Here is an 11,599-nt window from a genome sequence, read left to right as displayed (position 1 = left end):
TGGACATGTTAATGGTAAAATTTTTAATGCTAATCATTAATTGAATTCTATAATTTATTGTATTAAAAATGCAGTAATTATAGAATATTTAAACTAAATTAGATAAGGCTTTATTCTAATGTTATCTGAACTATGAGAAGACTTATATACAACATAAAGGTGCTTAGGGAAACTGCGGGACTGTCTATCGAAGAAATGGCGAGGGAACTGGGAACTACTCCACGTTCTTATCAGAAGGTGGAAACTGAAGAGGCGGAAATCACATTGATGATGTTCAGGAAAATTTTGAGGTTTTACAGGATCTCAGCATCTGAACTTGTGGAGTTTGGCCTTACTGAGGAGCAGATCAATCTGAAGTATATGGCACCGGCTGATCTGGTGGCACACCCGCTTGGACGCGAAGCCGTACTGGTGCAGCTGGATATTGCTGATATACTGAGGCATATCATTCAGCTTAAGATCAGTGCACATTCAAAGTTTATTCCTTTTAATCTGAATTAGGCTTATTTAGCTACTCAAAATTACTCCCCTTGGGCGTTCAGCTCCTCGATTTTATCATGCAGCTTATGCAAGCGTATCAGAAAAACATCTGCGGACTTTAAGTCCTCATTACGTTTAAGATAACTGAAGTGTGATTGCAGAAAAAGAGGAATATCTTCTATAACTACCCCCTGCTCCAATTGCACTCTTTCGGGTAATTCAATTCCTGCAAAGTATCCTTCTAATTCTTCTACTGACATGCCGCTAAGTTAAAAGAAAAATTAGCCAATGAGAAACTGAAAGGATAAAAATCAGGCGGGATAAATTTGTTGTACCTCCGCCGGATTTAAAGCTTTTGCTAAGTACTAGAAGCTCGGATCATCGGCACTCGGTCCGTAAGTTCCTGGAATTGGGATATCCAGCAAACGCAGGTAAACACCTAACTGGGCACGGTGGTGAATAGTCTGACTCAAGGCATGACGTATCAGTCCTCCTTTGGTTAAGGACATCAGTACCTGCTCCCCATTCTTTAATAGCCATGCAGGTGAAAGATCTGCATTAGAATTGGACTCAAGTTTTTCCTTCGCTTCTGCGAAAGATTTTTCGAACAGGCCAAGCAAATCCTGGTTGTTGTTTAGCGCTGGTGGTACGTAAGCGCTGGCCTGAAAATCAAGTTCATCTGTAGTGAAGGCCATACTAATCCAGGAAGGGAGCTCAGCGATATGTCCGGCAAGTTGCATCATGGACATACTTTTCTCATGTGGACGCCAGTCATACTTATCTTCGGGAACGCGCTCCAGCATTTTGCGGGTGACTACAGATTCATCATTCAGTTCTTTTAAAAATTCTTGTGGTGCAGACATAACTTTGTTCTTTGGTTTATAACTCAAAGAAACAGCAGGCTTGTGACAACCCTATGTCAGTAGGAATTATGCTTTCTCCAGTTTTTTTGAGATAGCTGTAAATAAAGATTTTACTCTTTCCTGAAGGGCTTCAGGCTTGATTATAACAGCATAATCGGCGAAGGTCATAAACCAGCGTGCAAATCCTTCCAGATAAAACGTAAGAAATTGCATCTCCACTCCTTCCGGACATTGCTGCTCCGAAACAAAACCCTGATAATACTTCTGTTCTCCCAAATGTAAAGAAGCTTCCTTATCTACTATAATTGTGACTTCCTCAAGCTGCATATCTTTGTATTGTTCACTGAGATACTGTTTCAGTGAGGGATGCTGATCTTCAAAGTTGTCCTCAGTCATGGAGATAGCGTAGATCCTGTCAAAACGGAAATCCTGGTAATCCCTCCGCATCCTGCACCAGGCGATGAGATGCCAGTAGTTATCCAAATAAAACACGCCAATAGGCTCGATTAACCGCCTGGTATGTTCCTGACGGTAGTAGGCAAAGTATTCCAGCTGCAGCAATTTTTTACTTGCAATGGCATTCAATATAGTTTGAAGATTATTTTGTTGTAAACTCGATTGCGGTCCGCGGTTACTTTTTACGACCTCGATGCGGTGATCAATATGTTCCAGGTAATCTTTATCAGCAGTCTTCAGCACTGCCCTGATCTTATCCAGCGCAAGCGTATAGGAGTTGCTGTTTTCGGCATCGGTTAAGCTGGTCACCAATTTTTCTGCTGTAATAAAAGCAGTTGCTTCTTCGCGTGTGAACATCACCGGAGGCAACCTGTACCCTTCCATCAGCGAGTAGCCAACTCCGGCTTCGCCAATGACAGGAATACCAGCCTGCTCGAGCGATCTCACATCCCTGTAAACGGTACGCAGACTGATCTCATAGCGGTCGGCAATATCCTGGGCCCTGACAGTTCTGCGCGACTGAAGCTGGATAAGTATTGCTGAAAGGCGATCAAGGCGGTTCATAAGTCAAAGCTACAATTTCAGCCGGTAATTTCCACAAAGCCTAAAACTATCATGTTTATTACAGGAATAATCGGTGCACAGAGCCCTGCTTAAGGCCGTAAGTTTAAAAATTTCGCTATTATTACCTATCCAATTAACGTTCACGCATGAAGATCATTTTTAAAAACCTCACTTTCTGGGTACTCATTGCTATTATAGCAGGTATTTTATTAGGGCATTACGCCCCTGCTACAGCAATAAAAATGGAAATTGTGGGCAAGACCTTCGTGGACATTATCAAATTGTTTATCGGCCCCATCATTTTCCTGACTATAGTTTTGGGCATAAGCGGAATGGGCGATCTGAAAAAAGTAGGACGTATTGGATTGAAGTCATTGATCTATTTCGAAGTGCTGACTACATTTGCATTGGCAATTGGTATTGTGGTTGCGGTAATTATCCAGCCGGGTAAAATCAGCAAAACAGGCTTGCAGGAACAGGATCCATCAAAATATACACAGGCACAGGGCGCGGCCGGGTTCGACTGGGGACAGTTCTTTCTGTCGAACTTTACGCTGCAGGTTCTGCTGGTTGCAATCATCATAGGTGTAATACTGAACTTTTCAAAGCACCGTGAAGCTGCTGTAGGGAAACTGGGCGTATTGTCTAAACTTGTTTTCAAAGGATTGAAGTATGTGATGTACCTTGCCCCTCTTGGTGCTTTCGGCGGAATGGCCTACACAATCGGGAAGTTCGGACTGGAAACGCTGATACCTTTAGCGAAGCTCATGGGAACAGTATACCTGACGATGTTCCTGTTTGTTTTCCTGATCCTGGGAGCAATCCTTAGCTATTATAAAATGAGTATTTTCAAGTTCCTGAAGTATATCAAAGAAGAGCTTCTGCTTGTACTGGGAACTTCATCTTCTGAATCGGCATTGCCTACGCTGATGCTGAAACTGGAAAAAATGGGCTGCAGTAAATCAGTTGTTGGTCTGGTTGTGCCGACTGGCTATTCCTTCAATCTGGATGGTACTTCTATTTATCTTTCGATGGCCGTGATTTTTCTGGCTCAGTTGTACAATGTTCATTTGTCTCTTGGAGAGATGGCCAGCATCATTGGGATCCTGATGATCACTTCCAAAGGTGCAGCAGGTGTAACAGGAAGTGGCTTTATTATCCTGGCTTCAACATTGACTGCTATACACAAAATTCCAATCGAAGGTTTGGCGTTTTTATTGGGTGTAGATAAGTTTATGAGCGAAGCACGGGCGATCACCAATATCATCGGAAACGGTGTTGCTACGATTGTCATCGCTAAAAGTGAAAACGAGTTTGTTACCCCTGCCGGCGGCATATTTGAGCAGGCGGAGTTTGAATAATCATCGACAATTTGTCGGGCCGGATTTACCAGATTTCTTTTGCGTTACGCTTAAACCGTGGTGTAGACTGGCCCGACAAATTTAGATGAAGCAGCTTAAATACAGCGGTTTTCTTTTTTGCTTTGCTGTATTTTAATTATTGCAATAACCTCGAGCATCAGTCCCAGGCCACTGGCTATTCCCCTCAGGAAATCAGACCAATGGAAATAACGGGCGGTTATGGGCCCGAGCGTGGTAAAGAACAGACCAGTAATCAGAAGGTATAAAGCAGATTTGGGGATGTGGTTGCGTTTCATATCATTTAAGTTGTTTGAGTATATTTTCATGTTTCGCTTGCATAGCGTCTAGTTTTGCTGCCCCTTTTTTATAGGCCCGTGGCCTGACGATGAACCACATAATGGCGCAATAGATGGTAATTACTGCATAAACGCCAACAAACCATGAAGGATGTTTCCAGGTGAGTTCATAAGCATATAACATATAACCAACAGAGTAACTGAGCATGATAAAAACCATTGTCTTCCTGTAGTAAATGAGCTGGTTCTTGCGGGTCTGCTCAATGAAGGCAATAAACTCCAGGTTACTGGAGTCATCCAGCCGATAAAATCTTTTCAGCGATCTGATGTTTGTCAGAGCCAGCAGCAGGCTGCCCAGCGCCATCAATCCTCCGCCGATAAAACTGCTGATCAGCTTAAAGGGAAAGATGAACAGTATAGCAACAAATAAAATAGTCAATAACAGGGATATTATGATCACCAGCCATTTGTTGCGCAGTTTCTGACCGCGGAATTTCCTGATCAGTCTGACCATTTCCCCGGAGCTTGGCAGACTGTCTGTTTTTGCGGTGTGCCATACCGCCTTCAAATCATCTAAATTGTCCATGAGCTTTAAATTTTTGTGACAGTTTTTCTTTGATCCTGTGAATTTTGACCCGGATGTTGCCGCTGCTTAATCCTACTACTAATGCAATCTCTGCCTGCGGTAAACCTTCAAGTTCCAGCGAGATGATGATACGGTCTGTTTCATCCAGCTCTGCGATACAGCGGTATAAAAAGATTAGTTTTTCTTCTTTTGATTCTTCCCAGGTTTCAGCCAGATTGAAAGGAAGTTCTGCAGAGGGCATGCGTTTAGCAACTTCTATTGCGCGAAGGCAGTGATTGGTGGCAATCCTGAAGATCCAGGTGCTGATGTGCGACTGGTTACGGAAGCCCGGAAGTCCTTTCCAGACGGCGATAAAAGTCTCCTGAACAAGATCTTTTGCCTGATCCGGATCATTGGTGTAGCCGAGGCATACCCTGAAGATCTGCGGTGAATAGAAGTTATATATTTCCTCGAACGTTGTCATTTTTCAGCAGAAGATACGGTTTGGTTTTCTGTTTCTGCCGCGTTAGATACGGGACTGTTCGAAATGTTACATTCTTTTTCAGCTGTCGCTTAACACGACTTTCCCGGAGCCTTGTATCCTCCATTTTGTGATAGGATTGAAATGGTATCCCCCTTTGCTGTCCCGCGCTGCGCATAGTTCCTGATAAGAAGGTTGTACATATCCTGTTTCGTCAATCGCGCGGCTCATGATCTCGGTTTCCCGGCCTTCCCATTTCCACAGGTAGCGGAATGCAGTATGCGCTTTATCGAGTACTGGTCCCTGCAATTCTGCCGGAGCCCAGGTTCGCCCTGCGTCAACACTGACTTCTACTTTGATGATCTTTCCCCTGCCGGTCCAGGCAATGCCCCGGATCTCTATCCAGCCGCGTTCCAATTGTACAGGAAAGGATGGAAAAGTTATGATCGAACGTGCATCCATGACAAAACTGAACTGCCTGATCTTTCCATCCTTCACGCTTTCTGTATACTTTGATGTTTCCTCACGCGTCATGTAAGGTGCGTCTGATAACTCGATCCTCCTGAGCCACTTAACTGAAGTATTCCCCTCCCAGCCTGGCAATAGTAAACGTGCCGGATAACCTTGCTCCGGCCTTACGGCTTCCCCATTCTGTGCATAAGCGATCATTGCATCGTCCCAGCCCTTGCTTACCGGAATACTTCTGGTCATGACCGCAGCATCGCCGCCCTCGGCAAGGAACCAGCTGGCTTTTTCAGAGACACCAACCTCCCTGAATAAGGTAGACAGCATTACGCCCGTCCACTCGCTCTGACTGGTTAATCCACAGATTTCCTGCGGTGTCATTTCCTGTTTGCCGGAGCGGAAGTTCCCCGAACATTCAATGAAACAGGTCCGCGTAACTGAGGGAAATCTTTTTAGATCTGCCAGACTGAAGACCAGGGGTTTGTCTACCATCCCATGAATAACCAGTTCGTATTTCTGGGGATCAATGACCGGGATGCCAGCATGGTGGCGCTCAAAATGTAATGCCGAAGGTGTGATTGTTCCATAAAGATCCTGTAGCGGCGTTCTTGATGAGGTAGCTGAGGGTAAACGTTCAGGATGCTCAAATGAAGATGGCATGCCGGAAACGCTTGGTCCTCTCCCGGGCACTTTTGTGGGATCTGGAATTAATAAGGGGTTATCTACTGAAGCGGAGTCTGTAAGCAGCGGAGGAGCTTGCGACTCCGGAACTGCAGCCTGAACCATTTTACCTACTGAAGTTTGTACAAGTACAACAGCCGCTGTAGCCGCACCACCCAGCAACAGCCTGCGGCTGATCTTGCGGTTAGTAAATAAGTTATTTTCTTCATTCATCTTGCTTTGATTTATAGCCTGGCGAACAAGGCTTTATTTCAGTTCTTTTCCCCCTTTACGGTCATCATTAACGTATTTTTCTTTTGCAGGCATCACTATTTTTGGCAGCGACTTTTCTGTAATGATAGTATTTTGGGAAATGATATGATTGCGGTATAACAGATAAGCTGTCAAATGATAAACTTCCTGATTAGTTAGTGAACCGGGTGCATTATAAGGCATTGCCCTTCTTACATAATCAAAGATCGTAGTTGCATAAGGCCAGTATGTTCCAATCGTTTTTGGAGCTCTGTCCTGCTTTTGTTCAGCAGCGTTTTTTTGGCCTTTACTCTTTTTAGCTTCATTCATAATGACCAGTTGAACGGGAGATTTAGCTCTGGCTGATTTTTCGTTTAATGGATAGTCAACAAACAACGGTTCTCCCGGGAGCGGGCTTTCCAGTTTCTGGCCGTTCCCGTGGCAGGCCACACACTTCGCCTCATAGATGAGCTTACCCTCTCTTGTGTTCCCTGCGCCTGCTGGCAATCCTTTCCCATCAGACCTTACATCAATATCCAGTTTAGTAATTTCAGCGGCAGGGGCCGGCCGGCCTATTCCAAATTTCTCTGGAAGGCCCGACCTGCTTCGGCTCATAGAAACAACGATCATAACCACCACTGAAATGACAAAAATCAGCAGCGTAATGAATACTTTATATCGGCGCTGCATCACCAAAAAGGAACCAGGCAATAGCCAGGGTAACAAACACATTAAACAATTGCGCAATCAGAAAAGCATACAGCGGTTTCTTATTTTCGTTCTTGAACAGGTCTTTAAAATTTGTTTCCAGTCCGATACTCGTAAAAGCAAGGGTGAACCAGGCATTCTGCAGATTTTTCAGACTGTCTTTAACAGGTGCGGCAGCGGCCGGAGATAAAAAGAAGGAGAACAGTACCGATGCCCCGATGAAGGCAAGAACGAACTTTGGGAACCTGTCCCAGATTACTTTTAAGGTAGGTTTCTCTGTAGATTGTGCCCCTTTTGCAGTTTTATTGTATGACCAGTAGATACTGATAGCAAAGGCGGCAATCCCAAGCAGGACATTCTGTGAGAATTTTACGATTGTACTGATCTTCAGGGCTTCTTCGCCAACAAGTGTTCCCGAAGCCACTACAGCTCCTGTGGTATCAATACTTCCACCCAGCCATGCACCAGTTACCTGTTGCGGAAAATGGAAATACGAAGCGATGTACGGCATAAAGATCATCATTGGAATTGCCGTGATCAGTACCATAGAGATGACGTAGGATAGTTTTTTAGGATCTCCTTTAATGGCTCCCGAGGTTGCAATTGCTGCAGATACGCCGCAGATTGAAACTGCACTGGAGATCATCATCGTCAGTTCGTCATCCACTTTTAGCTTCTTGCAAAGCCAGAAAGCGAAATACCAGACTGAAAGCACAACTACCAGTGCCTGGATCAGTCCGAGTGAACCTGCTTTAAGAATATCTGAGAAGATCACTGTAGTACCTAACAGTACCAGTCCGATTTTAACAAAAAGTTCTGTGGATAAGGTATCGCGGAACCAGGCTGGCAGTTTGAAAAAGTTACCGATGATAAGGCCGATTACGAGACTGAAGATAACGGCTTCGAGATTGATAGATTTGATAAAACTATTGCCTGCGATGACCAATGCGAGTATCGTGAGAAGATAGACTGCAGGGAAACCGATCAGGAAGTTCTTTACCTCTTTGCCTGTGATGAGGGCACCGATGCTTCCTACGACCATAACGAATATGAGCTGGATCAGCAGCACTACCAGATTACCGGAATTGAGCACATTGCTGTTCAGCTCTGCTGGCGTGCTCCATTTATATACAGGAACGGGAACCACATAAAAGAAAAGAGCAGAAAAGATGACCAGGGAACCGAGAATAACCACGGTCCAGTCTTCATGTAATGTAAAACGGGTAGTTTTAACTGTCATTAGAATTGAAATTAGGGATTTTAAGATTAAAAATATCGCTGAGTGCCTGTTTTGCAGCATGATAACCACACATGCCATGGACACCTCCGCCCGGAGGAGTTGATGAAGAACAGATGTAAATTCCCTTTGCTGATGTCCGGTATGGTGAGATCCGCAGCGCAGGGCGGGTATATAATTGTGTAAGATCGATAATGCCGCCATTGATATCGCCCCCAATATAGTTTGGATTGTAGGCTTCTATTTCTGCAGTATTCATGGTATGTTTAGCCAGAATTGTATCCCTGAAGCCGGGGGCAAAACGCTCTACTTGTTTTTCTATCGTTTCGGTCATGTCCTTTACAGAACCATGGGGCACGTGGCAATAGGCCCAGGCTGTATGTTTGCCTGCTGGTGCACGGCTGTCGTCAAATAAGCTGGACTGGGCAAGCAATACAAAGGGTTTTTCTGCATGTACATTGCGGGCCGATTGCTGTTCGGTACGCGCGATCTCAGCAAAGGTATTGCCGATATGAATGGTTCCTGCCTTTCGGCATTCTTCTGCTGTGAATGGTATTGGAGCGGATAAGGCCCAGTCGACCTTAAAAACACCCATTCCATACCTGTAATGACCCAGCTGCCATTTGTAAAGGCCGGAAAATTTATCTGGCGATAGTTCCAGTATCTGCTTAGGCGTGAGGTCTAATAATACTGATTTGGCTTTGGGAAGCTCATCGAGTGACTTTATCATCCAGCCAGTCTGAATCTCCCCCCCTATAGAAACAAAATATGAGGCTAAAGCATCAGCTACAGTTTGGGATCCACCTTTTGGGACAGGCCAGCCATGGACATGACCTACTGCTGATAACACCATCCCAATGGCTGCAGTTGTGAGCTTACTCAAGGGCTGGATCGAATGAGCGGTCATCCCTGCCCACAGTCCTTTGGCCTTTGCAGTGCTGAAACTTTTGGAAATCATTTCCGCCGATTGCAATGCTTTGAGTCCAAAACCTGCCAGTAACAGCGGATGTTTGGGAAATTTCAGTGGAGATAGGATATTACCTACCAGCTTTTCCCAGTCGCGCACCAGTGGTCCAACCAGGTCAAGGTAAGCCTGTTTATCTGCAGCCAGCGCATTCGCTGTATCCTCCAGTGAATGGGATAAAAATGCGGCTGTTCCATCATCAAAAGGATGTGCTGCCGGCAGTCCTGGTTGTATAAATTCCAGTCCGTGCTGCTGAAGTGGCAATGATGCAAAGAAAGGCGAAGCCACTGCCATGGGATGAATTGCGGAACAGATATCATGCTGAAACCCGGGCAGCGTAAGTTCTGCCGATCTTAGTCCTCCCCCTATCGTGTCCTTCCCTTCGATCAGCAGTACAGAAAGTCCTTGCTGCTGCATTGTGATTGCAGCAGCAAGTCCGTTTGGTCCTGAGCCGACAACTATGGCATCGTATGCTGTGTTTTTTGTATTCATTTAATATTTTCCTGCACTTAAGGTACTAGGTTTTAAGGCATATTGCCTGTTTACCCGGTGTAAAATCACAGAAACTGAATCTTTATTTTCGTTAATGCCTTTTAAGATCACTTCTTTTCCGTCAGTTGTGCTGTAGTGCAGTACCATTCTTTTTCTTCCGGTTTCGAGGGCACGCTCTGCTGTGATGCCTTTAAGCCGTCTGCCGGTTAATCCTGCCGGATCTACCTGGGCATATTCCTGCGCATCTGTCAAGAAACTGGCTTGTGCCTTTCCGAGCTCAGGTTTTGATTTTTTATGCTGGTCAGCTACCAAACCATGTTTTTGTTGAGATGATTCAGGCTCTTGCTGATTTGCGGGTGCCTGCTTTCTACCCTTTTTCTTTTTTCCGCCAGCGCGTAATGCAGAGAGATCCCGATATTTATCCTGTAAGTAAAGGATATGGTTTACTGTATCTGCTTCATAGTAGAACACCCTCCTTCCGCCCCCTACGCCTGCAATTTCGAAAGTTCTGTTGATATCCCTCATGGGCGATCCGCCACCATTGGACAGGTCTAGCGGCACTGGCCTGTTTTGTTTGAAGGTAAGTGTTGTCCAGTTTTCGAATGTTACATCCTGCCATGCCAGCGAGTCCTGCGGGGAATAAGGGATTACCTGATTGTTGAGTTTAAACTCTGCAACCTGATAGTACCCCCTTAATTTGGAAACACCTTTTGCAGCAGGCTGTTTATATGGATCGTACAGGAAGTTATTCAATTGGATATAAAAGAATACAAAAAGGAAGAGGAATATCACGCCAGTCTTGAGCACAATCCGCGTGGTTTTAAGCCATTGTTCTTTGAAGTTCAGATCAAAGTTGACGGGTACGGTATAACGTTCGAGGATAAACAGATTATAGATCTTAGGCATTTCCTTCGCAAGGATGAATGCTGCAAACAGCACGAAATAACTGCTGTAAACATGCACACCTCCGTCATAGGCAAAATTCACATACACTATATCTCCCAATGCACCAAATAGGATAATTGCGCCAAGGACTGCAGTTTTCCTGAACAACAGCAATATTCCTGCGCTCAGTTCAACCACTCCTGCGAATACCTGATACCAGGGTACGATGCTGATCGATAACCAATAAATCTTTTGCGCGGTGAGATCACCGAAGTTGGTGTTTAATATGCCTGTTGAAGGATATGGCATCTGCACGGGCAATACCTTAGTGAAAGCAAAGCCAATGATTCCTATTGCCGCACGGTAGCGGACGATCACGGTAAGCCAATAGTACAAGACATTGTATTCTGTTCTTTTCCTATCCAAGCCTGTCCAGATTAAACCTCCAACTATAGATACAGCGAAAAGTACCAGCCATTCTGCATACCCGTAATATCCTGCTCCGCGAATAAACGCGGGCTGATACCTTGCGATATCATATAAGTCGCGGTAGTGCAGACTTGTCCAGTCGAACTGAAACCATTGGGTGTACCACCCGGGGTTCTCAGGAATAGTCATCAGGATGAAAAAGATAAATGCTATACGGAAAGCTATCTTTTGATAGGACTTCCAGACCCTCGGAGGTAAGTTAGATTCCGCGTTGCGGTTTGACCGGCTTTCAGCATCAGCATCTCGTTTTGTCCCGGCCGCAGCTTCCGAGGTGTGATTTTTGCCAGTCGGAATTTGTGCTTCAGAGTTTGTATCCGGCTCATTATTGATTACTGATTCAGAGTGTGTTGTACTATCAGACATATCTTTGAATTTTAATAG

Annotated in this window: 13 protein-coding genes; 2 read left to right on the top strand and 11 right to left on the bottom strand. The window is 44.9% G+C overall.

Annotated elements, in window-relative coordinates; genetic code table 11:
• Positions 1 to 132 precede the first annotated feature (132 nt).
• Positions 133 to 501, top strand: a complete 369-nt coding sequence (locus ABWY16_RS10835) for a helix-turn-helix domain-containing protein (protein ID WP_353904664.1) — start codon at positions 133 to 135, stop codon at positions 499 to 501.
• A 20-nt stretch (positions 502 to 521) separates the two neighbouring features.
• On the opposite strand, the gene ABWY16_RS10830 is transcribed toward ABWY16_RS10835, so the two are convergent.
• The 3 genes from ABWY16_RS10830 to ABWY16_RS10820 form a co-directional block, all read right to left on the bottom strand.
• Entirely contained in the window at positions 522 to 740 is a 219-nt protein-coding gene (locus ABWY16_RS10830) for a DUF6965 family protein (RefSeq protein ID WP_353904663.1), read from the bottom strand.
• A gap of 105 nt (positions 741 to 845) precedes the next feature.
• Complete coding sequence (locus ABWY16_RS10825; RefSeq protein ID WP_353904662.1) at positions 846 to 1,343, bottom strand: DinB family protein; 498 nt, start codon at positions 1,341 to 1,343, stop codon at positions 846 to 848.
• A gap of 66 nt (positions 1,344 to 1,409) precedes the next feature.
• On the bottom strand, positions 1,410 to 2,363 hold the full coding sequence (locus ABWY16_RS10820) for a helix-turn-helix transcriptional regulator (RefSeq protein ID WP_353904661.1): 954 nt from the start codon (positions 2,361 to 2,363) through the stop codon (positions 1,410 to 1,412).
• A 146-nt stretch (positions 2,364 to 2,509) separates the two neighbouring features.
• On the opposite strand from ABWY16_RS10820, the gene ABWY16_RS10815 reads away from it, so the two are divergent.
• Positions 2,510 to 3,724 (top strand): cation:dicarboxylate symporter family transporter, encoded by a 1,215-nt coding sequence (locus ABWY16_RS10815; RefSeq protein ID WP_353904660.1) that lies wholly within the window; start codon positions 2,510 to 2,512, stop codon positions 3,722 to 3,724.
• A 95-nt stretch (positions 3,725 to 3,819) separates the two neighbouring features.
• Here the strand turns inward: ABWY16_RS10815 and ABWY16_RS10810 are convergent, their stop codons facing one another.
• The 8 genes from ABWY16_RS10810 to ABWY16_RS10775 form a co-directional block, all read right to left on the bottom strand.
• Positions 3,820 to 4,020: a hypothetical protein gene (locus ABWY16_RS10810; RefSeq protein WP_353904659.1), complete on the bottom strand. Its 201-nt coding sequence runs from the start codon at positions 4,018 to 4,020 to the stop codon at positions 3,820 to 3,822.
• Between the two features lies 1 nt (position 4,021).
• Complete coding sequence (locus ABWY16_RS10805; protein WP_353904658.1) at positions 4,022 to 4,606, bottom strand: hypothetical protein; 585 nt, start codon at positions 4,604 to 4,606, stop codon at positions 4,022 to 4,024.
• The gene (locus tag ABWY16_RS10800; RefSeq protein WP_353904657.1) at positions 4,590 to 5,069 is read right to left on the bottom strand and encodes an RNA polymerase sigma factor; all 480 of its coding nucleotides are present in this window, start codon (positions 5,067 to 5,069) and stop codon (positions 4,590 to 4,592) included. The genes ABWY16_RS10805 and ABWY16_RS10800 overlap by 17 nt, the downstream gene beginning before the upstream one ends.
• A 78-nt stretch (positions 5,070 to 5,147) precedes the next feature.
• Complete coding sequence (gene soxC, locus ABWY16_RS10795; RefSeq protein ID WP_353904656.1) at positions 5,148 to 6,425, bottom strand: sulfite dehydrogenase; 1,278 nt, start codon at positions 6,423 to 6,425, stop codon at positions 5,148 to 5,150.
• A gap of 33 nt (positions 6,426 to 6,458) precedes the next feature.
• Positions 6,459 to 7,058, bottom strand: coding sequence for a c-type cytochrome (locus ABWY16_RS10790; protein ID WP_353904655.1), 600 nt, complete (start codon positions 7,056 to 7,058; stop codon positions 6,459 to 6,461).
• Positions 7,059 to 7,116: 58 nt separating this feature from the next.
• On the bottom strand, positions 7,117 to 8,391 hold the full coding sequence (locus ABWY16_RS10785; RefSeq protein ID WP_353904654.1) for a YeiH family protein: 1,275 nt from the start codon (positions 8,389 to 8,391) through the stop codon (positions 7,117 to 7,119).
• Positions 8,381 to 9,844, bottom strand: coding sequence for a phytoene desaturase family protein (locus tag ABWY16_RS10780; protein ID WP_353904653.1), 1,464 nt, complete (start codon positions 9,842 to 9,844; stop codon positions 8,381 to 8,383). Before ABWY16_RS10780 ends, ABWY16_RS10785 begins: the two co-directional genes overlap by 11 nt.
• The gene (locus ABWY16_RS10775; RefSeq protein ID WP_353904652.1) at positions 9,845 to 11,581 is read right to left on the bottom strand and encodes a hypothetical protein; all 1,737 of its coding nucleotides are present in this window, start codon (positions 11,579 to 11,581) and stop codon (positions 9,845 to 9,847) included.
• Positions 11,582 to 11,599 lie beyond the last annotated feature (18 nt).

Source organism: Pedobacter sp. (genome assembly GCF_040513095.1).
Classification (GTDB): Bacteria; Bacteroidota; Bacteroidia; order Sphingobacteriales; family Sphingobacteriaceae; genus Pedobacter.
This window is presented reverse-complemented; position numbering and strand designations above follow the sequence as displayed.